The organism is Massilia consociata (genome assembly GCF_042432755.1).
GTDB lineage: Bacteria > Pseudomonadota > Gammaproteobacteria > Burkholderiales > Burkholderiaceae_D > Telluria > Telluria consociata.
Genome location: NZ_JBHLWP010000013.1, coordinates 616,603 through 641,347 on the forward strand (window position 1 = coordinate 616,603; position 24,745 = coordinate 641,347).

A 24,745-nucleotide genomic window follows, 5' to 3' on the forward strand; every position below is an offset into this window, starting at 1 on the left:
GTGTTGTCCCGGTACCTGCCGGATGCGCGCTTGCCCATGCATACGGGACGCGCACCCGGGACAATCATTGCGGCGTTACTTGAACAGCACCGACGCCTTCTGCAGCGTGATCCACACGCCCAGCAGGAGCGGCAGGCCGACCGCCGCCCAGGCGAATGCCGCCACCGCCGGGCTGGCGGCGGCTCCTGCACCGCCGCGGCCGGCAACGCGGGTACCGGTCATGGCCGAGATGTCCCGTTCCTGCGCCAGCTTCTTCTCGGCGGCCAGCTCGGTATCGGTCATGAAGTGCTTGTCGGCCACCGGGCGGATCATTGCGTTCAGCACGATGCCCAGCACCACCAGACCCGCCAGCACGTACATCGTCACGTCGTAGGCCTGCGCCTTGGGCACGCCGTTGGCGATCTGGTATTCGCGGATGTAATTGATCAAGATCGGGCCGAGCACACCCGCCGCGGCCCACGCCGTCAGCAGGCGACCGTGGATCGCCCCCACCATCTGGGTACCGAACAGGTCGGCCAGGTAGGCCGGCACGGTGGCGAAGCCGCCGCCGTACATCGACAGGATAATGCAAATGAAGGCGACGAACAGGGCCAACTGTCCCGCATGCGCCATCGACGGGATCGATGCGTACAAGATGAAACCGAGGATCAGGAAGACGAAGTAGGTTGCCTTGCGGCCGATGTAGTCGGAGCACGATGCCCAGGCGAAACGGCCTCCGATGTTGAACAGCGACAACAGGCCGGTGAAGCCGGCGGCAATCGCCGCGATCTGGCCCTTCTGTGTTGCGTCGAGCTCGTTGAAGCCGAGGTCGACGCCGATCAGGCGCCCTCCAAATACTTCCTGCAGCAACGGTGAGGCCATGCCCAAGATGCCGATACCGGCCGAAACGTTCAGGAACAGCACTCCCCAGATCAGCCAGAACTGCGGGATGCCCCAGACGCGGCTGGCGTGGACATGACGCGACGTGATCATGGTATTGGCCGACGCGTTTGGCGGGGTCCAGCCTTCAGGCTTCCAGCCCGTGGCAGGCACGCGGTAAGTCATGGCGCCGGCGACCATGAAAACGAAGTAGATCGCGGCCAGCGCCAGGAAGGTTTCCCACACGCCGACCGAAGTCGGGGTGGCGAAATACTTCATCAGCTGGTCGGCCAGCGGCGCGCCGATCATCGCGCCTCCACCGAAGCCCATGATCGCCATGCCGGTTGCCATGCCGCGACGGTCGGGGAACCATTTGATGAGGGTCGAGACAGGCGAAATGTAGCCCAGGCCGAGGCCGATGCCGCCAATGACGCCCGAGCCGAGCCACATCAGCCAGATCTGGTGCGTGTAGATGCCGAGCGCCGAGATCACCAGGCCGCCACACCAGCACAGCGCCGACACCAGCCCGGCCTTGCGCGGGCCCGCATGCTCGAGCCAGCCGCCGAACAACCAGGCCGCCAGGCCGAGGAAGACGAAGAACAGCGTGTACATCCATCCCAGCATCGAAATCTTCCAGTCGCAGGTCGTGGCGAACACCTGTGCCATGAAGCCCATTTCTGCCGGACAGGCGAGCGACTCACTGATGCCGATGGCCTTCGACAGCGGCAGCCAGAACACCGAAAAGCCATAGGCCATGCCAATGCACAGGTGAATCGCCAGCGCCGCAGGCGGCACCAGCCAGCGGTTGAAGCGCGGCCCCGCGATGGTGTGCTCCTTATCCAGAAAACCGAGTCCAGCCATGTTGTCTCCCCTTTTTTATAAGTATCGAATATGCTTTTAAAAGCATATTTCGGCGGTGATTTTTATTGTTTTAACGAGCGTACCATGATGTTTTTTTGCAATAAATAGGCTATTTTCAGCATATGTTGAACGTTCATATCCGTCCGCATTGGGAAATCAGCGTGAAAGGCGAGCCGCCGCTCGACATGGCCAACCTGCTCGGCCTGCTGTTGTCCATCCAGGACACAGGCTCGATCGCGCAAGCGGCCAGGTCGGTCAAGCTCTCCTACCGCTACGCGTGGGGGCTGCTGCGTGCGGCCGAGAAGCTGTTCGGCCAGCAGCTACTCCAGACCGGGCGCGGACGCGGCACGCTGCTCGCGCCGCTGGCGCAAAAGCTGGTCTGGGCCGATCGCCGCATCGCAGCCCGGCTGTCGCCAACCCTGCAAAGCCTGGCCTCCGAACTGGAGGTGGAACTGGCGCACATCACGGCCGGCACGCTGCGCGCGCTGCGCCTGGATGCCAGCCATGGCTTCGCGGTGGCGGCACTGATGGACTGCATCGACCGCGACACCCTGCCGGTCGATTCGCGCTACCGCACCAGCACCGATGCAGTGACGGCCCTGGCGCGGCGCGAATGCGACCTGGCCGGTTTCCATATTCCGATCGGGCGCTTCGAAGCGCCAACCGCGGCCTGGTATCTTCGCTGGCTCGACCCGGACCAGCATTGCCTGGTGCGCGTCGCCGGACGCGAACAGGGATTGATCACGGCGCGCGGCAATCCGCTCGGCCTGCAGGGCTTGTCCGACCTGGCGCGGCCCGGCGTGCGCTTCGTGAACCGCCAGGCCGGTTCCGGCACCCGCATGCTGCTCGAGATGATGCTGGCAGCCGACGGCCCGTCCCCTGACATGATCGATGGCTTCAACAGCGCCGAGTTCACCCACTCGGCGGTGGCCGCGTACATCGCCAGCGGCATGGCCGACGCCGGCGTCGGCATGCGTGCCGCGGCGGCCCAGTTCAAGCTCGACTTCATTCCCCTGCTACGCGAGCATTACTACTTTGCGCTGCGCCGCGACGCCGTCGACGAACCGGCCATGCGCCAGTTGCTCGGCATGATGCGCCAGCCGTCCTACCAGCGCCTGGTGGCCGCCCTGCCCGGTTACGATGCCAGCGGCACGGGCGAACTGGTGTCGATTGCCGAGGCATTCGGGTTGTCGGCTTGCCGTCATCCCCGGGAACGGTTATAAAGCAGCCTCGATGATCGATCCCTTTTCCCTTCCCACGCGCATCAGCGCTATCGTCAGCGACCGCGCCGCGAGCACGCCGCACGCGCCCGCGCTCGCCGAAGCCGGGCGTACGTGGTCGTATGCGGCGCTGCAGCAGGAAGTCGAGTCCTGCGCGGAACGGCTGCGCGGGCTCGGCGTGCGCCCCGGCGACCGGGTGATGCTGGTGAGCGAGAACTGCGTGGCCCAGGTCGCCCTGCTGTTCGCCATCGCCAGCCTCGACGCCTGGAGCATCAACGTCAACGCGCGCCTGAGCGCGCATGAGATCGCGGCGGTGCGGGCGCACTGCACGCCGCGCCGGGTGCTGTACACGACCGGCGCTTCGCCCGATGCGCTGGCGCATGCCGCCCGCGACGGCGCCGCCGCGGTCGACACGGCCGGCGCGGCCGGCGGCCTGATGGCCGGCCCGCTGGACGCGGCCTGCGTGCCGGAACCGGTGCAGGCCGGCGGCGACCAGGTCGCCGCGCTGGTCTACACCACCGGCACCACCGGCCGGCCCAAGGGCGTGATGCTGACCCATGCCAACCTGCTGTTTGTCGCCGCCACCTCGAGCGCGCTGCGCGGCCTGCGGCCTTCCGACCATGCGAGCGGCGTGCTGCCGGTCTCGCACGTGTATGGCCTGGCATCGGTCATGCTCGGCACCCTGTACGCGGGGGCCTGCCTGCACCTGGCGCCGCGTTTTTCGGCCGACGCCCTGCTGGCGCAGATCCGCGGCGGCGTCCTGAGCATCGTGCAGGGCGTGCCCGCCATGTACGCGAAACTGGTGGCGCTGGCCGGGCCGCGGAACGCACCGATTCCCTCGCGCCTGCGTTTCTGCTACGCGGGCGGTTCGCCGCTCGACCCGGCGCTCAAGCGCGACGTCGAAGCCCTGCTCGGCCTGCCGCTGCACAACGGTTACGGCTTGACCGAGAGCGCGCCCACGGTCAGCCAGACCCGGCTCGACGCGCCACGCGCCGATACCTCGGTCGGCCTGCCGATTCCCGGTGTCGCCGTGCGCATCGTGGACGCCGCGGGAACGGATGTCGCGCCGGGCGACGCCGGCGAGCTATGGGTGCGCGGTCCGAACGTGATGGCGGGTTACTACCGCGACCCGCAGCAGACCGCGCAGGCGCTGCGTGGCGGCTGGCTGGCCACCGGCGACGTGGCGCGCCGGGATGCCGACGGCGCCCTGTTCGTGCTGGGGCGGATCAAGGAGTTGATCATTCGCGGGGGGTTCAAGGTCTACCCGCTCGAGGTCGAGGCGGCGCTCAACGCCCACCCGCGCGTGCTGCAGTCGGCCGTCGTCGGCATGCCCCTGCCGGCGGGCGACGAGGAAGTGGTCGCCTTTGTCGAGGCGGCCGGGCCGCTCGGCGACGATGCGCTGCGCGACTGGCTGCGGCCGCGCCTGGCGCCCTACAAGCGGCCGGCGCGCATCGTCTTCCTCGATGCGCTGCCGGCCGCGCCCAACGGCAAGATCCTGAAAAGCCGCCTGCGCCAGCGCTTGCCGGCCTAGGAATCCGACCGTGACGCCGCCGCGCTTGCCAGCGCGTGCGAGGCCACCGGCACGGTCAGGGCAAGCACCGCCATCAGCAGGGCGATCCGGATCCACCATTCGCCGGAAGGCTGCAGGACGGCCAGTCCGGCCAGCATGACGCCCAGGGCCAGCGTCGCCGCCTTGGTCGCCGCGTGCTGCCGCGACAACGCATCCGGAAACCGGAACAGGCCGAGCGCCGCCACCGCCAGCAGCGCGGCGCCCAGGATCATGAGCCCCCATCCGAGAATGCTCATGGCGTGTCCCTTTCCGACGCCGTGGCCCGCAGCGACGAGGCCCAGCACACGGTGGCCACGAACGCGATCAGTGCGAAGCCGAGCGCCACGTCCAGGAATGCCGTATGGCCGGTGCGCGCGGCGGCCACCACGCAGCCGGCAAGGCCGCAGGCGCTGAGCACGTCCACCGCCACCAGCCGGTTGGCGGTCCCGGGCAGGCGCCGGAACGCTTCCAGCACCAGCAGCAGCGCCATCCCGAGAAACACTTCAGCCAGGATTGTCATGGTCTTCCTTCCTTTACAAACAGCGCCCGCACGGCGCTTTCGAACAGCGAGCGGATTTCGCCCAGCGTCGCCTCGCTGGCGCCGGCATCGAGCAGGTGCAGGCGTATGCGTCCGGCCGCGGCGTCGACCTCGACCGCCGTGGACCCGGGGGTCAGGCTGATCAGGCAGGCCAGCGCCGTCGTCGCGGCCGGCCCCATGGGCTCGAAGGTGTACTCGGCGAATCCGGGGGCGAAGCGCCGTTGTGGGCGCACGATGCGCCACGAGATGTGCCAGCCCGAGCGCACGATCGCAACGAGCAGGCGCCACAGGATGAGAAAGGCGGCGGCGACGCGCTTCATGGCGCGCCTCCCGCGGCCGGCGCCGCGATCGCCCCGGCGGCCGCGTACAGGAAATCGATCAGCGGCCCGGGCAGCAGGCCCATCGCCAGCGCCAGCAGCGACAGCGTGCCGCAGGCCAGCCATGCGCCGCGTGGATGCGCGGGCGGGGCTGCGACCGGCGACGCGGCCGAAGGCGCGCCGGCCGGCGCCGCCGGGTGCGGTTTCCAGAACGCCTCGATCCAGATCTTGGCCATCGACAGCAGCGTCAGGCTGCTCGTGAACAGGGCCACCGCCATCCACAGGTGGCGTTCCTGGTCGAAACCTTCGCGCAGGATCAGCAGCTTGGCCCAGAACCCGGACAGCGGCGGAATCCCGACCAGCGCCGCCGCGCTCAGCGCGAACAGGGCGGCCAGCGCCCGGTCGCTGCGCGCCAGCCCGCCGATCCGGCGCAGGTCGTGGTGGCCGCCGCTGCGGGCAACCATGCCGCCGATCAGGTACAGGTTGGCCTTGACCAAGATGTGGTGGATGCTGAAGAACAGGGCCGCCGCGATTCCGGCCACGCCGCCCAGCGCCGCCGCCAGCAGGATGTATCCCATCTGGCTCACGCTATGGAAGGACAGGATGCGGCGCAGGTCGTAGTGGTACACCGCGCCCATCACCCCGGCGAGCATGGTGGCCGCCGCGATCCAGCCCAGCCCCTGGGCATACGCATGCGCCCCGGAAGGGAAGACTTCATTGAGCAGCCGCAGCACCACATAGGCCCCGACCTTCGTGGTCAGCGCGGTGAACAGCGCCAGCACCGGCGGCGGCAAGGCCGGATAGGCGGCCGGCAGCCAGAACAGGAAGGGAAAGGCGCCCATCTTGATGAGCAGGCCGACGAGCAGCAGCGCGCCGAAGAACAGGGCCAGCGGATCGTCGCCGTGATCGGACAGCGCGGCGCCCAGCGCCCCGTAGTCGAGCTGGCCGGTCACGCCGTACAGCCCGCCTACCGCGGCCAGCAGCAGGACCGTGCCGAACAGGTTCAGGACGAGGTACTTCAGTCCCGCCTCCAGATGCGCCGGCCTGCGTCCGGCGACGATCAGGCCGAGCGCGGTGATCAGCATCACTTCGAACCACACGTACAGGTTGAACAGGTCGGCGGTGGCATACGCGCCGCCGGCCCCGGCCAGCAGGCCGTGCACCAGCGGCGGGCCGGACGGCGCGGCCAGCACGCCGCCCCGCGCCGGATACGCCAGGGCGGCCAGGGCCAGCACCGAATTGACGGTCAGCATCAGGGCGGCGGCGCGGTCGATACGAAAGCCGATGGCGAACGGCGCCGCCCAGCCGCCGAAGCGCACCGCCGTCTCGCTGCCGCCGATGGCGCCGTGCAGCAGCCAGGCGCAGCACAGGAACAGCGCCAGCGCACCGCCCATGCTGGCGGCGCGCTGGCGGCGCGGCCGCCGGGCCAGCGCCACCGTCAGCGCCGCCGTCAGCAGCGGCACCAGCACCGGTGCGACGGCCAGTGCGCCGTTCATGGCAACTCTCCGGGGTCGCCGTCAGGGCGCGGCGGCGGCTCGGCATGCTCCAGCGCATCGGCATCGGCGCGCTTGTCGAACGCGGCCAGCGCCAGCGCCAGCGCGATGCCGAAGCAGGCGAAGGCAAACCCGATCACGATCGCCGTCAGCACCAGGGCTTGCGGCACCGGGTTGGCCACCGCGGCCAGCGGCGCCGTCGCCCCTTCCGGGATCAGCGGCGGCGGCGCCCCGGTCAGGCGCCCCGCCGCGAACACGAACAGGTTGACCGCCGAGCCGAGCAAGGCCAGCCCCACCGCGATCGACACCAAGTCGCGCGAGGTTGCCAGGTACAGGCCGGCTCCCGCCACCACCGCCACAGCCGCCGCAATCATCCATTCGATCATCGTACCGTCTCCAGCAAGCGCAGGCAGAACCCGCCCAGGGCGCCCCAGACGCACAAGGCCACTCCCACGTCGAACAGCAGCACGGTGGAGAGCTTGAGCGCCATGCCGCCCAGCGCGAGTTCGCCCCACCAATGGGTGAGGAAGGCCTGGCCGAGCGCCAGTGCCGGCAGGCCGCTGGCCGCGGCCAGCGCCAGGCCCAGCGCGCTCAGGCCCAGCGGCCCGAGCGGCAGGCGGGCACGCGCGGCCCCGGTGCCGAACACCAGCGCCCGCGCCGCGGTGGCCGCCACCGCCACCAGCGCGGCCACGAAGCCGCCTCCGGGCGAATTGTGGCCGCGCAGGAGCAGCCACAGGGCTGCCGCCAGCAGGATCCAGTAGAGAAGTGAAACGACCGTTTCCAGCACGATCGAGCGGTTCGGGTTCATGGGCCTTGTCTCCGGATGCGTGCGCGGCGCGCCAGCGGCCACGCCGCCAGGGCGGCCAGCATGACGACGGCGATCTCGCCGAACGTGTCGAGGGCGCGGAAGTCGACGAGGATGACGTTGACCACGTTGCGCCCATGGGCTTCCGGCACGCTCTGCGCGAGGAAGTAGCGTGTCATGGCGTCGTCGAACGGTTGGGCGGCCAGCGCCAGCAGCGCGGCGCCGAGCAGCAGGCCGAAGGCCACGGCGACGCCGGCGCGCCAGGCCCGGGTCCGCCGCGAGCCGGCCGGGTGGGTGTCCGGCCCCTGGCGGTAGCGGCGCAGGGCGACCGCGGCCACGACCACGAACACGGTCTCCACGGCGAGCTGGGTCAGCGCCAGGTCGGGCGCGCCGCGGAACAGGAAGACCAGCGCGCTGCCGGTGCCGACCACGCCGGTGCCGAGCAAACGCAGGAGCGTGTCGCGGGCGCGCGCCGCCAGCACGGCGCCGAGGATGGCGGCGACGCAGCCGACCACCACGCCGGCGCCGTCCAGCCCGGCCGCCTGCGGCGGTGCAAACGTCAACCCGAGCGCCCAGGGCGCCGCGAACAGCACCGTGGCGGTGGCCGTCATGCCCAGGTAGCGGCTCAGGCGCCCGGCCTGCATGCCGCGGGTCAGGATGCCGGCCACGTGCTTCAGGTAGCGCAGCACCATGGCGTAGGTCGCGGCCGGACCATCGAGGAAGCGCAGCCGGCCGAAGAAGCGGCCCAGCCGGCTCCAGCCGACGTAAACAGCCAGGCCGATCGCCCACGCGACGGCGAAGCCCTCGAGTTGCATCGGCCCTTCCGTCTCCAGGCTCGCGTCGGCGCGCCGAAGCGACGGCGCGATCACCCGGGCCGCATCCGCCACCAGCGGTTCGGCCAGCATGGGAAACAGCCCGAACGCGATCCCGAGGCCGGCCAGCGCCAGCGGCGGCGCGGTGAGCCGCCATCCGTCCTCGTGCGGCGCATGGCCGGCGTCCTGGCTTGGCGTGCCGAAGAAGATGCGCACCGCCGCCACGCTGGCGACGGCCACGCCGACCGTGCTCACCAGCAGGCTGACCCCTTCGACCACCCAGATCACCTCGGTCACCGCCTTGGCGGCTTTCATGCTGTCCTTGGCGACGAAGCCGAGGGTGGCCGGCAGGCCGGCCATCGATACGCCCGCCAGCAAGGCCGCCAGCGCGGTCAGCGGCATGCCGCGGCGCAGTCCGCCCAGCCGGTCGATCATGCGCGTTCCGGTGGCATGGTCGACGTTGCCGGCGACGAAGAACAAGGGCGCCTTGTACAGGGCATGCGCCAGCAGGAAGGCCGTGAACGCCAGCGCTCCCAGCTCGTGGGGCAAGCCGATCAGCACGGTCAGGGTGCCCAGCGCGGACACCGTGGACCAAGCCAGGATGCGTTTCAGGTCGCGTTCGCGCGGCGCCTGCAGGACACCCCACAGGGCGGTGATCGTGCCGACCGCCAGCAGCGTGCCGCCCCACCAGGCGACCGGCTCCATGGCGGCGTCGAAGCGCGCCATGACGTACACACCGAGATTGACCATGGTGGCGGAGTGCAGGTAGGCCGAGACCGGGGTCGGCGCGGCCATCGCCCCGGGCAGCCAGAAGTGGAAGGGGAACTGGGCGGACTTGGTCATGGCGCCGATCAGGCACAGCGCCACGCCCGCCTGGAAGCGCAGGTCGTCGCGCACGGCGGGCTCGATGAGCGGCAAGTCGCTCAGCCGCAGCCCCGGCGCGGCCAGCAGGATCAGGACGATGCCGGCCAGCAGGGCGAGCCCGCCCGCGCCGGTGACCAGCAGCGCCTGGCGCGCGCTGTCGCGGCTTTCCTGCTTGTCGTGCTCGAAGCCGACCAGCAGGAACGACAGCACGCTCGTCGCCTCCCAGAACAGCAACAGCAGCAGCAGGTCGTCGGCCAGGATCGCCCCGGCCATGGCGAGCATGAAAGTGACCAGGAGCGCCATCAGGGTGCCGGTGCGGGGATGGCCGTGCAGGTAGCCGGGCGCATAGGCGAAGACGGCCACGCCGACGCCGAAGACGAGCACCAGGAACAGGCGCGCCAGGCCGTCGGAGGCAAAGCCGAGGCGGATGTCGAGCGGCGCCACCCACGACACGGCCCAGGTGGCCGCTTCGTCGGGCAGGCTGACCGCCGCCATCAGCAGGGCGAGCGGAAGCAACCAGGCCAGGCGGATCCATGCCGCCTGCCGCGCCATGGGCTGCGCTGCCTGCGTCATGCCGCGCCTCCGCCTGCCGGCAAGGCCGCGCTCATGTGCCGCGGCGCCGGCGCCACTCGCGCCAGGCGACGGTCGCCAGCGTCAGGCCGACCAGGGGCAGTACCGCCGCCAGCATGACGGTGCTGTACGGCCGCAGCGCATCGTGCTCCTGGGCGGCCAGCAGCACGTACCCCATATAGGCCGCATACAGCCCCAGGAACAGCGCCCCTTCCCAGCGCCCGATCCGGTTCCCGGTGAAGAAGATGGGCAGGCAGGCGATGGCCACCGCGATCATGACGGGCAGGTCGAACGCGAGCATGGCGGGAGCGACCGCCGTCCCCGCCGGGTTCACGGCGGAAGCCAGTCCCAGCACGGCAAGGATATTGAAGACATTGCTTCCGACAACATTGCCCACCGCGATATCGCGCTGGCCGCGCAGCGCCGCCACGACGGATGTGGCCACCTCCGGCAAGGAGGTGCCCGCCGCGACGATGGTCAGGCCGATGACCAGCTCGCTGACGCCGAGGTACTGCGCGAATGTCACCGCCGCGTCCACCAGCCAGGTCGCGCCCAGCACGAGCAGGCCGATGCCGGCGGCAATGAGCAGCAGCTGCACCGGCAGGCGGGACTCCCAGCCGGCCGCCGCGGACAACCCGTCGGGCAGGCCGGCATCGCCGCCCCCGTTCTGGCGCCGCGACTGGCGGATCAGGAAGAAGGTGTACGCCAGCAGCAGGCCCAGCATCAGTACCCCGTCGGCCCGGCCGATGCGGCCATCGGCCGCCAGCGCGAACAGCAGCAGCGAGACGCCGATCATGACCGGGACTTCCTGCCGCACAACCTGCCGCGCCACCAGCAGCGGCACGATCACGGCGGAGGCGCCGAGGATGAACAGGACATTGAAGATATTGCTGCCGACGACGTTGCCCAGCGCCAGGTCGGTGCGCCCCGAACCGGCCGATTGCAGGCTGACGGCCAGTTCCGGCGAACCGGTGCCGAAGGCGACCACGGTCAGCCCCACCACGAGCGGAGTGATGCCGAACGACAGCGCGAGCCGGGAAGCGCCGCGCACCAGGGCCTCGGCGCCGACGACCAGCAAGGCAAGTCCGAGCAAGAACATGAGCACTGCCATCGTTGCGTCTCCTTCGCATGCCGGGCGAGCCGGGCCGCTGCCCCCAATGCAGGCATGGCCCGCCCCTTGACGAGTCAACGAGGGTGCCGCGGCGATCAGCTTGTGAACGGGTCATGAGACCTGGGGACATATCTCTCCTGTGTAACCGGTACGTACGACACGACGATACGCCGCGCGGGCGGCGTGGCAGCCACCGCATCCTGCTAGCGGCGGCGCTTCTTCCAGTTGTAATCGGGACCGGTCACATCGACCCCGGGATGGCCGACCAGGTCCGGATGTTCGGACGACATGGTGATGAAGCGCACCCCCTCGCCTTCGCGCTGGCGCTTGCGCAGCGCTTCCATGTATTGCATCGCCTCCACCATCTCGGTGGTCTCGAACAACCGCTCGTGCGGCGTGCACCTGTCCTGCTCGACAATCGTCCAATACACCATGTACATCGCATCCTCCTGTCCTGCCCCATTGTCGCCGGATCGTTCGCCGGACGGCGCACACCTCGGCAGGCGGTCCACGCACACAAAAATTTCCTCGATAACAGCAATTAGCCCATGATGAGCAGAAGATGCCTACAAAAAGTAGGACTTGTCCGAAAAAGCCTTTTTATGTGGGCTACTTCACACAACCCGTCGCAGGCGCCAATTAGGCTGGAGCCTGTCTTCACAAAACGCGGGTCAAAAGATGAACACACAGATGAAAACCAAGCCGACGAACGCCACCGAACTCGAACTCTGGGGCGGGCTTGAGTGCACGGTCAACCGTGTCCGCGACAACTACTTCAGCCAGATGGACCGCAACGGCCATGCCGAACGCCTGCAGGACATCGACCGCTTCGCCTCGCTGGGCATCAAGGCGGTCCGCTATCCGGTGCTGTGGGAACGCACCGCACCCGACGGCATCGACACCGCCGACTGGTCCTGGTCCGACGAACGCCTGCCGGCGCTGCAGGAACTGGGCGTGACGCCGATCGTCGGCCTGCTGCACCATGGCAGCGGCCCGCGCGACACCAGCCTGGTCGATCCCGCCTTCCCCGAAAAGCTCGCCGAGTACGCCGGCGCGGTGGCACGTCGCTACCCATGGGCCGAGTACTACACCCCGGTCAACGAACCGTTGACCACGGCGCGCTTCTCCGGCCTGGCAGGCGTCTGGTACCCGCACGGCACCGACGAATCCACCTTCGTGCGCGCCCTCATCAACGAATGCCGCGCCACGGTGCTGTCGATGCGCGCGATCCGCGAGGTCAATCCCGATGCCAAGCTGGTCGCCACCGACGACCTCTCCAAGACCTACGGCACGCCGGAGATGCAGGAACTGGTCACGTTCTTCAACGAACGCCGCTGGCTGGGCTGGGACCTGATGTGCGGGAAGGTGGACCAGAACCACGCCCTGTGGTCCTACCTGCTCGAATCGAACGCGACGGAAGAAGAGCTGCTCTGGTTCCGCGACAACCCCTGCCCGCCGGACGTCATCGGCGTCAACTACTACGCGACCAGCGAGCGCTGGCTCGACCACCGTCCGGAACGCTATCCGGAGAACCGCTGCCATACCTACCGCGGCATCCACCACGCCGACATCGAGACGCCGCGCGTGCTGGCCACGCCGACGCCGGGCATCGCGCCGCTGCTGATGGAAACCTGGGAGCGCTACGGCCTGCCGATCGCCATCACCGAAGCGCACATCGACGCCAACCGCGAAGACCAGATGCGCTGGCTGGTGGAGATCTGGAATGCCGCCCGCAGCGCCCGCCAGCAAGGCGCCGACGTGCGCGCCGTGACGGTCTGGGCCCTGCTCGGTTCGTACGACTGGAACTGCCTTGTCACCGAATGCCGCGGCTACTACGAACCCGGTCCGTTCGACGTGCGCGGCGGCGAGCCGCGCCCGACGGCGGTGGCCACGCTGATGCGCGAACTGTCGAGCAACCGCCCGCTGACCAACCCCGTGCTGCAGGGCGAAGGCTGGTGGCGCCGGCCGGGACGCTTCCTGTGCAAGCCGGTCGCGACCCGTACCGCGGTGGCGGACATCGCCATCCGCAGCCAGTTCAAGTCGAGCGTGGTGCAGCCGATCCTGATCACCGGCGCCACCGGCACCCTCGGTTCGGCCTACGCCCGCATCTGCGAGAAGCGCAACCTGGCGTACCACGTCCTGAGCCGCCAGGAGATGGACATCACCGACCCGCAGTCGGTGGAAGCGGCCATCCAGCGCTACAAGCCGTGGGCGATCATCAACGCGGGCGGCTACGTGCGCGTCGACGAAGCCGAAGGCGATCTTGAACGCTGCATGCGCGAGAACACGCTGGGGCCGACGATCCTGGCACTGGCCTGCATCCGCCACCAGCTGCGCTTCATGACCTTCTCGACCGACCTGGTGTTCGACGGCACCAAGGGCACGCCATACGTCGAGTCCGATGCCGTCAACCCGCTGGGCGTGTACGGACGCAGCAAGGTGGAAGCCGAACAGCGCGTGCTCGACGCCGACCCGCAGGCACTGGTGATCCGCACCAGCGCGTTCTTCGGACCGTGGGACAGCCACAACTTCGTCACGCTGGCGCTCAATGCGCTGGAAGCCGGCCTGCCGTTCCAGGCCGCGGGCGACATGACCGTTTCGCCGACCTACGTGCCGGACCTGGTGAACGTGTCGCTCGACCTGCTGATCGACCGCGAAAAAGGCATCTGGCACCTGACCAACGCCGAAGCCGTGACCTGGGGCGAGCTGGCCCAGCGTGCCTGCGCCGCGGCCGGGGTGGATGCGTCGAAGCTGGAAATCGTCTCGAGCGAGAGCTGCGGGCATGTGGCACGCCGGCCGGAGTACAGCGCGCTGTCGAGCGAACGCGCGCTGATGCTGCCGTCACTGGACGATGCACTGCGCCGGTATGTGGAAGCGGTGCAGGAGCGTGCGCACGGCGTGGAAACCGAGCTGCAGCCGGGGGAAGCGGCCCATTACGCGAGCTGAGGTTTAAAAGCTTAAAAGCAACTTGGGGCGAACAATGCCAATGGCATTGTTCCCACCTTCGCGGGAAGTCATTGCCGCCGGTGGCGGCAATGACGGTCTTGAAGGTGCTGGCTACGGTCGATTTTGCGGCCTGCACCCTATGAACGTCGTTCCCGCGTAGGCGGGAACCCAATTTTTCAGCGCAGCCGCAGCTTACGACTGATCCGCCGCCACGAACTGCAGGCGGTACAAATTCGCATACATCCCGTTCGCATCGAGCAGCTCCGCATGCGTGCCCTGCTCGACGATCCGCCCGTGCTCCATCACCACGATCCGGTCCGCCCGCTCGATGGTCGACAGGCGGTGCGCGATCACGATGGTGGTGCGGCCCGCCATGAGTGTGTCCAGCGCCGCCTGCACCGCGCGCTCGGATTCGTTGTCGAGCGCCGAGGTGGCCTCGTCCAGGATCAGGATCGGCGCGTCCTTGTAGATCGCGCGCGCGATCGCCACGCGCTGGCGCTGGCCGCCGGACAGGCGCATGCCGTTCTCGCCGATGCGCGTCTCCACGCCGTCTTCCAGCCTGGCCACCACGTCCGTCAGGTGCGCCGCCTTCACGGCCGCGGCCAGGCGTTCGTAGTCGATCTTCTCCACGCCATAGGCGATGTTGGCGGCCAGCGTGTCGTCGAACAGCACCACGTTCTGGCTCACCATCGCCAGTTGCGCGCGCAAACTGGCCAGCTTGACGTCCGGGTAGGGCACCCCGTCGAGCAGCAGGCGCCCCTCCTGCGGATCGTAGAACCGGGTGACCAGGTTCACGAAGGTCGACTTGCCGCCGCCGGACACGCCCACCAGCGCCACCGTCTGGCCCGGCTGCACGTCCAGGCTCACGTCGTCGAGCGCCAGGTTGGCCGCGTTCGGATAGCGGAACCGGACATTTTCCAGCCGCAGGTGGCCCCGGGCGCGCCCCAGCTCGCGCGTGCCGGTGTCCAGCTCGGCCGGCGAATCGATCATGCCGAACACCGTCTCGGCCGCCGTCATCCCGCGCTGCATCGGGCCGTTCACCTCGGCCAGCGACTTGAGCGGCGTGAGCAGCATCAGCATCATGGTCACGAACTGGACGAACTCGCCCTGGGTCATGTTGGCCTGGATCGCCAGCACCACCACCAGCGACAGCGCCATCGAGGTCGCAATTTGCGTCACCGGCGTGGTGGCGGCGAACGCCACCGTCATGCGCTGCGAAAAACCGCGCAGGGCTTCGCTGCGCGCATGAAAGCGCGCGCGCTCGTAGCGCTCGCCCGAGAACACCCGGATCACCTGGTGGCCGCGCGTGGCTTCTTCCACCACCTGGGTCAGCTCGGCGGTGACGCGCTGGTTCTCGCGGTTCAGGCGGCGCAGGCGGCCGGTGGTGGTGCGCACGATCACGGCGGTCAGCGGGATCACGACGATCGCCACCAGGGTCAGCTGCCAGTTCAGGTACAGCAGGGTGCCGAGCAGGCCGATCACCACCAGGGTATCGCGCACGCAGGCCACGAACACCGACTGCAGCATGTCCACCACCTGGCGCACCTCGGCCACGACGGTGTTGATGATCTTGCCGGTCGACTCCTCGTGGAAGCGCCCCACCGGAAGCCTGAGGACGCGGTCGAACACCATCGCGCGCAGGTCGTTCAGCACGCGGCTGGTGACCCAGTTGTTGAAGTAGGCGGTCGAGAAGGTGCCGATGCCGCGCAGGATGAAGATCGACACCAGCACGCCGGGAATCCACCACAGGCTGAACGGCACCTTTTCCTCGAAACCGAGGTCGATCAAGAGCTGCAGCGCCTTGCCCAGCAGCGGCTGGGTGGCGGCGGTGAGCGCCATCGACAGCAGTGCCAGCCAGGCACGGCCCTGGTAGGGCTTGACGATCGCCAGCAGGCGTTTGACGATGACCTTATTTTCCACGCTTGTTTTCCATAGATTGATTGTCCGCATCGGCTTGCGCCGTCAGGCAGAAGCCCATGAGCAAGAACACCATGAGCGCATAGAACATGCTGCCTTTCAAGGACCAGAAGATCACTTCGGTCAGGCCGAAGCTGAAGTAACTGAGCACCACGAGCATGCCGGCCAGCGCCGGCGCAAACTGCGGCATGAGCTGCCGCATCGGCGCCCCGGCATGCGCGCCGGCGTGCGCACCGCGGCCGAGCGAGCGGGCGAAAAAGGCGAACGGCGCCGCCAGGATGCCGATCCATGCCAGCAGGCCGAAGACGCCGCCGGTGGCCAATGCCTGCAGCGCGTCGTTGTGCAGGTGCTCGAAGGGCAGCACGACGTCCTGGATCCTGCCTTCCGCGGCCAACCGGCGCAGGCCGGCGCGCACCGTTTCCGGATCGAGCCCGAACAGCGGGCGCTCCGCGATCAGCTGGGCGGCGCCCGTCCATAGCTCGAGGCGTACGCCCACGTTGGTGAATGCGCTGCCGCCGTCGAGCCAGGTCTGCACGTCGCGCACGCCCTCGCCCACCCGTTGCTGCACGCCGAACGCGGGAATGAAGAAGGTCGAGGCGAACAGCGCGAAGCTGCCGACCAGCAGCAGGCGCACGCGCCGGCTGCGCAGCAGGCGCGCGTAGGTGAGGAACAGGATCGCGGCCAGCACCAGCGCGATCCAGCCGCCGCGCGTGCCGCTCATGACCGTGGCCGCCAGCCCCGCCACGGCGCCGAACGCGGGCAGCAGGGCCTTGCGGGTGCTGTGGCGGTAGTCGATGGCCGCGGCCAGCGCCACCAGGCCCAGGCACAGCGCGATGTCGCCGAAGGTGATGGCGTTGAGCCAGCCGCCGGGACGGGGGTCGCCGAGCACGATGCGCTGGTAGCCCACGAAGGGCAGCGCGCACACGGCGCCCGCGACCACGCCCCACCACAAGACGGCGCGCGGCGGGCGCGCCAGCACCACCAGTGCGGCCGCGCTCAGGCCAAGCAGCATGCGCGAGGGGTTGTCGAGGTAGTCCAGGCGCGTCTCGGGGCGTGCCCATACGCACACGGCGGCGAACAGGAAATTGAAGGCGAAGGCCGCGACCACCCAGCGGATCTCGCGCCAGTGCGGCGCCAGCGCGCCCCACGCCTTGCGCGGCACGCAGAGCGCGGCCAGCACGAAGATGACGCTGCTGAAACCGATACCGGACGGGGTAATGAGGCTGAGGAAAGGGAACAGGAAAACCAGGAAGCCGATCCAACGCTGCATCGGCACCCCGATTTTCGTCTGATTATTGTTCATTCATGTTCTTGTGGGATATTCTTGCCAACCTTGAGCGCGCTCTTTCGGCCGCCGAGCGACCACCGGGCAGATACCTGTGCCTTACCCGAGTCTTACCCGAGTCTTACCTGAGCGGATACCCATGCAGCAAAACCAGACCATCTCTGTCGTGATTACCACGTACAACCGCCCGGACGCCCTGGAGGCGGTCGTGGAAGCCTGTTTCATGCAGGACGACAAGAATTTTGAAATCATTATCGCTGATGACGGCTCGACTGCCAACACGCGGGACAGCATCGCCCGCCTGCGCGCCCGCTCGCCGGTGCCCTTGAAACACGTGTGGCAGCCGGACGAGGGCTTCCGCGCCGCGATGGCCCGCAACCGCGGCACGCTGGCGGCAGCCGGCGACTATATCATTTTCCTGGACGGCGACTGCGTGCCGCAGCGCGACTTCGTCTCGCGCCACCGCGCGCTGGCACGGCCGGGTTTCCTGGTATCCGGCAGCCGCATCCTGCTCAGCCCTGCCCTGACGCAGAAGGCGCTGCTTGAAAGGATCGACCTGCCGGCCATGGGATTGCTGGACAAGCTGCGCTACCGCCTGCGCGGCGACATCAACAAGGTGCTGCAGCTGCTGCTGCGTCTTCCGGACGCCGGACGCGAACGGAAAAAGTTCAGCTGGCGCCGCATCAAGAGCTGCAACCTGGCGGTGTGGCGCAGCGACCTGGAGAAGGTCAACGGCTTCGACGAGAGTTTCGTCGGCTGGGGGCACGAGGATTCCGACCTGGTGGTGCGCCTGTTCCATGCGGGCGTGCTGCGCAAGGACGGGGCCTTCGCCACCGAAGTGCTGCACCTGTGGCACCGCGAGGCCAGGCGGGATGAAGAATCGAGCAACCGCAAAGTGGTGCTGGAACGCGCCGCCAACAAGACCACGCAGGCGACGCGCGGGCTGCGCGAGCACCAGGGTGAGGCACCCTTCGTGATGCCCGCGCCCTGACGGCTGACGGCTGCGGCAGGCAACCCCAGGACGCCGTCAGGCCCGCGCGCTGTCGAGCCCCGGCGCAGCAGCCACGATGCCTGGACGGGCGCGCATCTCGAGCAGGGTGATCGCATAGGCCGCGACGACGACGGCGGCCGATGCGGTGACGGCATGCGCCGGGAAGGCAAACCAAACGGCCAGCAGGCCGATGGTGCGCAGGACGGCGTGGCGGTAGCCGAGCGGGTGCGCGATGATCCACGAATAGACCATCCAGTGCAGCCCGAGTCCGATGCCCAGGCTGAGCGGGACGAACCGCGGCGCATGCATCAGGAGCGGGATATGCACCGCCCACAGCAGGTTGACCATCACGACACACACGAACATCAGCTTCGCCAGGGGGTTGGTGTTCTCGATCAGCTGCTCGCCGCGCAGCCGTGCAATGCCCATCGCCAGCGGAAAGATCGCGCCCGTCGCGAACACCAGCGCGAATGTCGCGGCCCTGGGCGGCAGGATCATCCCGAGCACGCCGACGACGCACCAGACGAGCAGGCCGGCAGCCGGCAAGGACAGGGAGCGCCTGGCGCGTTTGTCGAAATCCTCCCGGAGCTGGGCGAGCGTTTGCATGGCGTGATGTCCCCTGATTATGTTTGTAATGTAAATACAAATGTAGCACGGCAATTGGCCTAGATAAAGCAAAACCGCGTGCCGCCTCCGGGGCATGCCATGCAAGCTGCATTGACCCTCCCGCACCCGCGTGCGAGCATCGATCTTTGTGCCAACCGACAGGAAAGGACGCCAGGGTGCGCCACGTATATGCATTTCTCGCATTTCTCGCTGCGGCAGTCGTCTCGGGTGCAGCTGCCGCGCAGGCTTACCGGCCGGATTTCGACCCCAGCAAACTGAAAGGCCCGGCCGCCGGACCGGCCAACGAGGTGCTGGTGCTCGGCACCTCCCACTTGTCCCAACTGCCGGAGAGCTTCGACCCCGCCAACCTGCGTCCCCTCGTGGACCGCCTGGCGGGGTGGCGTCCGGACGGCATCGCCATCGAGGAGCTCTCCGGTACGCAATGCGATTTCATGCGCCGCTACCCGGGACGCTACAAGGACTCGATCCCGATCTATTGCCCGGACACCGCGCCTGCGCAGGCGGCAACCGGGCTGGATGTGGCCGCAGCGACCGCGCAGGCCGAGGCGCTGCTGGCGGCCTGGCCAGCCAATCCATCCGCCGGCCAGCGCCGCCGCCTGGCTGCCCTGTTCCTCGCCGGCGGCGAGCAGGCCTCGGCGCTGGTGCAATGGCTGCAGCTGCCGCAGGCTGAGCGGCGCGCCAGCGACGGCCTGGATGCCACGCTGGTCGAACGGCTGGAGACGCTGAAGGACAAACGCGACGAAAGCATCCTGATCGCCGCGCGCCTGGCGGCCCGGCTCGGCCACGAGCGGGTGTACCCGATGGACGACCACACCGCCGACCGCCCGACGGTGGACAGGAAAGCCGCCGGCGAAGCGATGTCGAAAGCCTGGGACAACCCGGCCCTCAAGCGTCGCATGGAGGCGATCAAGGCACGGGAGGCGAAGATCGGTACTGCAGAAGGCGTACTGGCCCTGTACCGTGCCGACAATGCGCCCGGCGCCACGCAACTGGCCTTCGACAGCGACTTCGGTGCGGCACTCGAGGAGTCCTCATCCCAACGCTTCGGTCGCCGCTACATCGGCTACTGGGAAACGCGCAACCTGCGCATGGCGGGCAACATCCGCGACGTGCTGGCGGCGCGGCCGGGGATGCGCATGCTGGTGATCGTGGGGGCCTCGCACAAGGGCTACCTGGAGGCCTACCTGCACCAGATGCATGATGTGCGGGTGGTGGATGCGGCACCCTTGTTGCGGTGAGGGTGCAAGCACGCGTTCGTGCGCGCGCCAGACTTGGGTTCCCGCCTTCGCGGGAACGACGGGCTGAATGATGTAGTTTGAACACCGCTAGCGCTGTTTATCCAGATAACCCCACGACCGTCATTCCCGCGAAGGCGGGAATCCAATTTGAGAACCGCTAGCGCTGTTTATCCAGACAACCCTGAGACCGTCATTCCCGCGAAGGCGGGAATCCAATCGCGCATGCAAGCCTTTAGCGCAAATTAATACTCCACCGCCACATCCTTCGCCCCCAGCGCCAGCTCCAGCTGCTGCTTGAGCGTATCCGACGGCGCCACGCGCCAGTCGTCGCCCAGCTGCAAGATAGCCTCGACGCCCTGCGGCCGGATGCGCAGGCTGACCGGCAGGCCGTCCTGCTGGCGGTAGGGCTGCAGGATCTCGGCCAGCTTGGCCGGACTGATGTCGCAGGACACATCCATCTCCAGCTTGAAGCCGTACTGGATGCGCGCCGCGGCGATGTCGTACACCTTCTCGGCCGTGATGCGCAGGCCGCCGTTGAAGCGGTCTTCCGACACCTTGCCGACCACCAGCAGGAATTCGTCTTCCTTGAAGATGTTCTTGTTCGCTTCCAGCAGCTCGCTGTAGACCGTCACCTCGACCACGCCGGTCTTGTCGTCGAGCGAGACGATCAGGATCTTGCCGCGCTGGGTCATCTGGGTGCGCACGCCGGTGATCACGCCGCACAGCATGCGCGGGTCGCGCGACGGCTCCAGGTCCTTCAGCTTGGTCTTGGCGAAGCGCCGCACCTCGGCCGCGTACGAATCGAACATGTGGCCCGACAGGTAGTAGCCGAGCGCGATCTTCTCTTCGGACAGCTTCTGGCGATCGGTCCACGGGGTCGCCTTGACGTACTCCGGCGGGGCCACCAGGTCGGAGTCAATGCCGCCGAACAGGCTGACCTGGTTGGCGGCGGCCGCAGCCTGGCCGGCCGCTTCCATCGCAAAGCCGACCGAAGCCAGCAGCACGGAGCGGTCAACCCCGAATGCGTCCATCGCGCCCGCCCGGATGAGGGATTCGATGGTGCGGCGGTTGATCTGCTTGCGGTCCACGCGCATGCAGAAGTCGAACAGGTCCTTGAACTTGCCGCCGCTGGTCCGTGCGGCGATGATCGCCTCGATCGCGCCCTGCCCCGCCCCCTTCACGCCGCCCAGGCCGTAGCGGATGTTCGAGACCTGCTTGCCCGTCACCGAGCGCGGCTGGCCTTCCGGCGTGAAGCGGAACTGCGATTCGTTCACGTCCGGCGGCAGGATGGTCAGCTTGCAGACATCCTTCGCATCCTCGACCAGGATCTTGATCTTTTCCGTGTCTTCCATGGCCAGCGACATGTTGGCTGCCATGAACGCGGCGGTGTGGTGCACCTTGAGGTAGGCCGTGTGGTAGGACAACAGCGCGTACGCGGCCGCGTGCGACTTGTTGAAGCCGTAGCCCGCGAACTTCTCCATCAGGTCGAAGATCTCGTCGGCCTTTTCCGTCGACAGGCCGTCCTTGGCCGCGCCGGCGCGGAAGATCTCGCGGTGCTCGGCCATCTCTTCGGCCTTCTTCTTGCCCATCGCGCGGCGCAGCATGTCCGCGCCGCCCAGCGAGTAGCCGCCGACGATCTGCGCCATCTGCATCACCTGCTCCTGGTAGACCATGATGCCGTAGGTCTCGGACAGGATCGACTCCGTGCGCGGGTCCGGATAGTCGAACTTCTCGCCGTGCTTGCGTTTGCAGAAGTCGGGGATCAGGTCCATCGGGCCCGGACGGTACAGCGCCACCAGCGCAATGATGTCCTCGAAGCGGTCGGGACGCGCGTCCTTCAGCATCCCCTGCATGCCGCGCGATTCAAGCTGGAAGATCGCGACGGTCTTGGCGTCGGACAGCAGCTTGTACGACGGCCGGTCGTTCAGCGGCAGGGTTTCCAGGTTGAAGTCGGCATCCTGCGGGTCGAGCGCGCGGATGTAGTTCACGGCGCGGTCGAGGATGGTGAGCGTGGTCAGGCCCAGGAAGTCGAACTTCACCAGGCCGACGGCTTCGACGTCGTCCTTGTCGTACTGCGAGACGACGCCGGCGTCGCCGCCCTGGGTGTACAGCGGGCAGAAATCGGTGAGCTTGCCCGGCGCGATCAGCACGCCGCCGGCGTGCATGCCGATGCCGCGGGTGATGCCCTCTACCTGCTGGGCCAGGTCGAGCAGCTGCTTGACCTCTTCCTCGTTGTCGAGCCGTTCCTTGAGCAGCGGTTCCTCTTCGATCGCCTCGGCGATCGAGACCTGCTTGCCCGGCTTGAACGGAATCAGCTTGGAGATGCCGTCGCAGAAGTTGTAGCCGAAGTCGAGCACGCGGCCAACGTCGCGGATCGCGCCTTTCGCGGCCATGGTGCCGAAGGTGGCGATCTGCGATACTGCATCACGTCCATACAAATCTTTTACGTGCTGGATCACGAGTTCGCGCTTCTCCTGGCAGAAGTCGATGTCGAAGTCGGGCATCGAGACGCGTTCCGGGTTCAGGAAGCGCTCGAACAGCAGGTTGTACTTCAGCGGGTCGAGGTCGGTGATCTTCAGCGCGTACGCGACCAGCGAGCCAGCGCCCGAGCCGCGGCCCGGACCGATCGGCACGCCGTTGTTCTTGCCCCACTGGATGAACTCCGCCACGATCAGGAAGTAGCCCGGGAACTTCATCTTGATGATGGTTTCGTTCTCGAACTGCAGGCGCGCCTCGTAGCGCGGACGCTCCTTCTCGCGCACTTCCGGGTCGGGGTAGAGCTGCACCAGGCGCTCTTCCAGGCCTTTTTTCGTCTCAAGGACCAGGAAGTCGTCGATGCTCAATCCATCCGGCGTCGGGAAGTCCGGCAGCTGGGGCTTGCCCAGCGTGAGGGTGACGTTGCAGCGCTTGGCGATCTCCACCGAATTGGCGAGCGCGCCCGGCAGGTCGTGGAACAGCGCCGCCATTTCTTCCTGCGTCTTGAAGCACATCTCTTCGTTGAAGCGGCGCACGCGCTTGGCGTTGGCCAGCATCTCGCCTTCGGCGATGCAGACGCGCGCTTCGTGGGCGATGTACTCGTCCTTGTTCAGGAACTGCACCGGGTGCGTGGCCACCACCGGCAACCCGAGGCGCGACGCCAGCGCCACCGAATGGCGCACCTGCTGCTCCTGGTTCGGCTGGCCGGCGCGCTGGATCTCGATGTAGAAGTGGCCCGGGAAGATCCGGGCCCAGCGCTCGGCGGCGCGTTCGGCGCGTTCGATATCGCCGTTGTCGATCGCCTGGCCGATGTCGCCGAAGCAGGCGCCCGACAGGACGATCAGGGCGTCGGCCTGCGGCGTGTCGGGCTCCAGCGTCGAGACCGACGTGGCCAGCGCTTCCAGCCACTCGACGCGGATCTCGGCGCGGCCCTTGTATTGATTCGTCAGCCAGGCCTTGGACAGCAGATCGCACAGCTGCAGGTAGCCGGTGCGGTTCTTCGCCAGGATCAGCAGGCGAAACGGCTTGTCGCGGTTGTCGTCGTTGGTGATCCAGGCGTCGACGCCGACGATCGGCTTGATCCCCTTCCCGCGCGCCGCCTTGTAGAAGCGCACCAGGCAGAACATGTTGGCCAGGTCGGTCACGGCCAGGGCCGGCTGCCTGTCCTTGGCGGCGGCCCCCACGATGTCGTCGATGCGCACGAGGCCGTCGACGATCGAGTATTCGGAGTGGACGCGGAGGTGGGTGAAGATCGGGGAAGTCATCGTGCCATTTTACCTTGCCGACCTACCGGGATGAAGTTGCATGCCAGGTTTTGCGTTGCACTGAGGCACTAGACAAAGAAAAAAGCCTGGCGTATAGCCAGGCTTGTGCGCTCAGGGAACGGCTCAGCTGCGCTTGCGGCGGCTGAAGGCGATCAGCCCTGCCAGCGCCAGGCCCATCAGCGACAGGCTGCCCGGTTCCGGAATCTGGGCGACGTTCAGGTTGTCCACACGCACGGTGGTGCCGGCGGGGAGATTCACGGTGCGGAAACCGATGGTGCTGATGCTCGTCAACTTCTCGGCGTCTTTTGCGCTGGAGGTGGCGCGCGCATCCCAGCCGGTGAGCGATTGCATCTCGTCCGCGGTCGGGTTCAGCCAGGCATCGAAGCGGTTGTAGGTGCTGCTGCCGCCATCCTTGTAGAGGTGCCCGAAGAGGTGATAGCTGGTGCCGGCGACAACATCGCTAACAGGCAGGAAGACGCCATCGGTGCCGCCCATGCGGACGAACAGGTCATTGGTGCAGGCAACGGTGTTCTTGCCGATCTTTTCCGTGCCCGTGCCGCAGTTCGCCTTCAAACCGATGTTCGGGCCGTCCCAGTCGCCGAACCAGAGGCCCATGAAGCTGTTGTTGACCAGCGAACCGCTGTACTCGAACCTGAAATCGATCAGGAGACTGTCTTCCTGGGCATTGGCGAAGGTGCGGAAGGCAGCTTTGTCGCTATTGCCGGCGAACTCGAGCATCGAGCCCGTGGTGGAACCGGCAGGCGTGGCGATACGTACGGTATTTTGCGGATTTTTCGTGACATCGGTCTGCCAGCCGGATTGCCAGCCTTGCCCGCTGGTAGAAGCGGTGATGCTGGCGCTGTTCGCGCCCGGGGCAAAGGTATCACTTGCGACCAAGACACCTGCCGATGCACTTTGAACGCCGCAGAACAGAGCAACTGCAACAAAAGACGAATGTGAAATTTTCACTTGAATTCCTTAAAGAAAGAGTCAATGTCTTTAA

The 24,745-nt window shown here is 67.6% G+C and carries 20 protein-coding genes; 5 read left to right on the top strand and 15 right to left on the bottom strand.

From position 1 onward, the window contains the following. Nucleotides 1-75: 75 nt before the first annotated feature. On the bottom strand, nucleotides 76-1,719 hold the full coding sequence (locus tag ACFFJK_RS16050; protein ID WP_379680441.1) for an OFA family MFS transporter: 1,644 nt from the start codon (nucleotides 1,717-1,719) through the stop codon (nucleotides 76-78). A gap of 122 nt (nucleotides 1,720-1,841) precedes the next feature. Between ACFFJK_RS16050 and ACFFJK_RS16055 the strand changes: the two genes are divergently transcribed. Then, nucleotides 1,842-2,942 (top strand): substrate-binding domain-containing protein, encoded by a 1,101-nt coding sequence (locus tag ACFFJK_RS16055; protein ID WP_379680442.1) that lies wholly within the window; start codon nucleotides 1,842-1,844, stop codon nucleotides 2,940-2,942. A 10-nt stretch (nucleotides 2,943-2,952) separates the two neighbouring features. Then, nucleotides 2,953-4,470: a class I adenylate-forming enzyme family protein gene (locus tag ACFFJK_RS16060; protein ID WP_379680443.1), complete on the top strand. Its 1,518-nt coding sequence runs from the start codon at nucleotides 2,953-2,955 to the stop codon at nucleotides 4,468-4,470. Here ACFFJK_RS16060 and mnhG read toward each other — a convergent pair. From mnhG to ACFFJK_RS16105, 9 genes are all read right to left on the bottom strand, one after another. After that, entirely contained in the window at nucleotides 4,467-4,745 is a 279-nt protein-coding gene (gene mnhG, locus ACFFJK_RS16065) for a monovalent cation/H(+) antiporter subunit G (RefSeq protein WP_379680444.1), read from the bottom strand. The two genes, ACFFJK_RS16060 and mnhG, sit on opposite strands and share 4 nt — an antisense overlap. Next, complete coding sequence (locus ACFFJK_RS16070) at nucleotides 4,742-5,008, bottom strand: MrpF/PhaF family protein (RefSeq protein WP_379680445.1); 267 nt, start codon at nucleotides 5,006-5,008, stop codon at nucleotides 4,742-4,744. The genes mnhG and ACFFJK_RS16070 overlap by 4 nt, the downstream gene beginning before the upstream one ends. Continuing rightward, a complete protein-coding gene (locus tag ACFFJK_RS16075; RefSeq protein ID WP_379680446.1) occupies nucleotides 5,005-5,346 on the bottom strand; it encodes a Na+/H+ antiporter subunit E in 342 nt (113 codons plus the stop codon). Before ACFFJK_RS16075 ends, ACFFJK_RS16070 begins: the two co-directional genes overlap by 4 nt. Then, nucleotides 5,343-6,839 carry a complex I subunit 5 family protein gene (locus tag ACFFJK_RS16080; RefSeq protein WP_379680447.1) on the bottom strand — a complete coding sequence of 499 codons (1,497 nt, stop codon included), beginning with the start codon at nucleotides 6,837-6,839 and terminating at the stop codon, nucleotides 5,343-5,345. The genes ACFFJK_RS16075 and ACFFJK_RS16080 overlap by 4 nt, the downstream gene beginning before the upstream one ends. Further along, the gene (locus tag ACFFJK_RS16085) at nucleotides 6,836-7,222 is read right to left on the bottom strand and encodes a sodium:proton antiporter (RefSeq protein ID WP_379680448.1); all 387 of its coding nucleotides are present in this window, start codon (nucleotides 7,220-7,222) and stop codon (nucleotides 6,836-6,838) included. Before ACFFJK_RS16085 ends, ACFFJK_RS16080 begins: the two co-directional genes overlap by 4 nt. Further along, complete coding sequence (locus ACFFJK_RS16090) at nucleotides 7,219-7,644, bottom strand: MnhB domain-containing protein (RefSeq protein ID WP_379680449.1); 426 nt, start codon at nucleotides 7,642-7,644, stop codon at nucleotides 7,219-7,221. The genes ACFFJK_RS16085 and ACFFJK_RS16090 overlap by 4 nt, the downstream gene beginning before the upstream one ends. Then, a complete protein-coding gene (gene mbhE, locus ACFFJK_RS16095) occupies nucleotides 7,641-9,890 on the bottom strand; it encodes a hydrogen gas-evolving membrane-bound hydrogenase subunit E (protein WP_379680450.1) in 2,250 nt (749 codons plus the stop codon). The genes ACFFJK_RS16090 and mbhE overlap by 4 nt, the downstream gene beginning before the upstream one ends. Before the next feature lie 31 nt (nucleotides 9,891-9,921). Beyond that, on the bottom strand, nucleotides 9,922-10,998 hold the full coding sequence (locus ACFFJK_RS16100; protein WP_379680451.1) for a calcium/sodium antiporter: 1,077 nt from the start codon (nucleotides 10,996-10,998) through the stop codon (nucleotides 9,922-9,924). A 203-nt stretch (nucleotides 10,999-11,201) separates the two neighbouring features. Continuing rightward, complete coding sequence (locus ACFFJK_RS16105) at nucleotides 11,202-11,438, bottom strand: hypothetical protein (protein WP_379680452.1); 237 nt, start codon at nucleotides 11,436-11,438, stop codon at nucleotides 11,202-11,204. A 250-nt stretch (nucleotides 11,439-11,688) separates the two neighbouring features. Between ACFFJK_RS16105 and ACFFJK_RS16110 the strand changes: the two genes are divergently transcribed. Next, nucleotides 11,689-13,944, top strand: coding sequence for an SDR family oxidoreductase (locus ACFFJK_RS16110; protein ID WP_379680453.1), 2,256 nt, complete (start codon nucleotides 11,689-11,691; stop codon nucleotides 13,942-13,944). Nucleotides 13,945-14,136: 192 nt separating this feature from the next. On the opposite strand, the gene msbA is transcribed toward ACFFJK_RS16110, so the two are convergent. Together msbA and ACFFJK_RS16120 are read right to left on the bottom strand one after the other, a co-directional pair. Then, complete coding sequence (gene msbA / locus ACFFJK_RS16115; protein WP_379680454.1) at nucleotides 14,137-15,894, bottom strand: lipid A export permease/ATP-binding protein MsbA; 1,758 nt, start codon at nucleotides 15,892-15,894, stop codon at nucleotides 14,137-14,139. Continuing rightward, nucleotides 15,854-17,164 carry an O-antigen ligase family protein gene (locus ACFFJK_RS16120; RefSeq protein ID WP_379680455.1) on the bottom strand — a complete coding sequence of 437 codons (1,311 nt, stop codon included), beginning with the start codon at nucleotides 17,162-17,164 and terminating at the stop codon, nucleotides 15,854-15,856. Before ACFFJK_RS16120 ends, msbA begins: the two co-directional genes overlap by 41 nt. Nucleotides 17,165-17,285: 121 nt before the next feature. Between ACFFJK_RS16120 and ACFFJK_RS16125 the strand changes: the two genes are divergently transcribed. Continuing rightward, on the top strand, nucleotides 17,286-18,137 hold the full coding sequence (locus tag ACFFJK_RS16125) for a glycosyltransferase family 2 protein (RefSeq protein WP_379680456.1): 852 nt from the start codon (nucleotides 17,286-17,288) through the stop codon (nucleotides 18,135-18,137). A gap of 36 nt (nucleotides 18,138-18,173) precedes the next feature. Here the strand turns inward: ACFFJK_RS16125 and ACFFJK_RS16130 are convergent, their stop codons facing one another. After that, on the bottom strand, nucleotides 18,174-18,743 hold the full coding sequence (locus ACFFJK_RS16130) for a DUF7010 family protein (RefSeq protein WP_379680457.1): 570 nt from the start codon (nucleotides 18,741-18,743) through the stop codon (nucleotides 18,174-18,176). Between the two features lie 176 nt (nucleotides 18,744-18,919). Between ACFFJK_RS16130 and ACFFJK_RS16135 the strand changes: the two genes are divergently transcribed. Next, on the top strand, nucleotides 18,920-20,002 hold the full coding sequence (locus ACFFJK_RS16135; RefSeq protein ID WP_379680459.1) for a DUF5694 domain-containing protein: 1,083 nt from the start codon (nucleotides 18,920-18,922) through the stop codon (nucleotides 20,000-20,002). Nucleotides 20,003-20,244: 242 nt separating this feature from the next. On the opposite strand, the gene dnaE is transcribed toward ACFFJK_RS16135, so the two are convergent. Both dnaE and ACFFJK_RS16145 read right to left on the bottom strand, forming a co-directional pair. Continuing rightward, nucleotides 20,245-23,742 (bottom strand): DNA polymerase III subunit alpha, encoded by a 3,498-nt coding sequence (gene dnaE, locus ACFFJK_RS16140; RefSeq protein ID WP_379680460.1) that lies wholly within the window; start codon nucleotides 23,740-23,742, stop codon nucleotides 20,245-20,247. A gap of 123 nt (nucleotides 23,743-23,865) precedes the next feature. Next, nucleotides 23,866-24,711, bottom strand: coding sequence for a PEP-CTERM sorting domain-containing protein (locus tag ACFFJK_RS16145; RefSeq protein WP_379680461.1), 846 nt, complete (start codon nucleotides 24,709-24,711; stop codon nucleotides 23,866-23,868). Nucleotides 24,712-24,745: the final 34 nt, after the last annotated feature.

Coding starts and splice junctions, on each gene's coding strand:
- mnhG (WP_379680444.1), bottom strand. CDS start 4,745: ATGAGCATTCTCGGATGGGGGCTCATGATCCTGGGCGCCGCGCTGCTG.
- ACFFJK_RS16070 (WP_379680445.1), bottom strand. CDS start 5,008: ATGACAATCCTGGCTGAAGTGTTTCTCGGGATGGCGCTGCTGCTGGTG.
- msbA (WP_379680454.1), bottom strand. CDS start 15,894: ATGCGGACAATCAATCTATGGAAAACAAGCGTGGAAAATAAGGTCATC.
- ACFFJK_RS16055 (WP_379680442.1), top strand. CDS start 1,842: ATGTTGAACGTTCATATCCGTCCGCATTGGGAAATCAGCGTGAAAGGC.
- ACFFJK_RS16050 (WP_379680441.1), bottom strand. CDS start 1,719: ATGGCTGGACTCGGTTTTCTGGATAAGGAGCACACCATCGCGGGGCCG.
- ACFFJK_RS16105 (WP_379680452.1), bottom strand. CDS start 11,438: ATGTACATGGTGTATTGGACGATTGTCGAGCAGGACAGGTGCACGCCG.
- ACFFJK_RS16080 (WP_379680447.1), bottom strand. CDS start 6,839: ATGAACGGCGCACTGGCCGTCGCACCGGTGCTGGTGCCGCTGCTGACG.
- ACFFJK_RS16120 (WP_379680455.1), bottom strand. CDS start 17,164: ATGAACAATAATCAGACGAAAATCGGGGTGCCGATGCAGCGTTGGATC.
- ACFFJK_RS16110 (WP_379680453.1), top strand. CDS start 11,689: ATGAAAACCAAGCCGACGAACGCCACCGAACTCGAACTCTGGGGCGGG.
- ACFFJK_RS16125 (WP_379680456.1), top strand. CDS start 17,286: ATGCAGCAAAACCAGACCATCTCTGTCGTGATTACCACGTACAACCGC.
- ACFFJK_RS16100 (WP_379680451.1), bottom strand. CDS start 10,998: ATGGCAGTGCTCATGTTCTTGCTCGGACTTGCCTTGCTGGTCGTCGGC.
- dnaE (WP_379680460.1), bottom strand. CDS start 23,742: ATGACTTCCCCGATCTTCACCCACCTCCGCGTCCACTCCGAATACTCG.
- mbhE (WP_379680450.1), bottom strand. CDS start 9,890: ATGACGCAGGCAGCGCAGCCCATGGCGCGGCAGGCGGCATGGATCCGC.
- ACFFJK_RS16085 (WP_379680448.1), bottom strand. CDS start 7,222: ATGATCGAATGGATGATTGCGGCGGCTGTGGCGGTGGTGGCGGGAGCC.
- ACFFJK_RS16130 (WP_379680457.1), bottom strand. CDS start 18,743: ATGCAAACGCTCGCCCAGCTCCGGGAGGATTTCGACAAACGCGCCAGG.
- ACFFJK_RS16090 (WP_379680449.1), bottom strand. CDS start 7,644: ATGAACCCGAACCGCTCGATCGTGCTGGAAACGGTCGTTTCACTTCTC.
- ACFFJK_RS16060 (WP_379680443.1), top strand. CDS start 2,953: ATGATCGATCCCTTTTCCCTTCCCACGCGCATCAGCGCTATCGTCAGC.
- ACFFJK_RS16075 (WP_379680446.1), bottom strand. CDS start 5,346: ATGAAGCGCGTCGCCGCCGCCTTTCTCATCCTGTGGCGCCTGCTCGTT.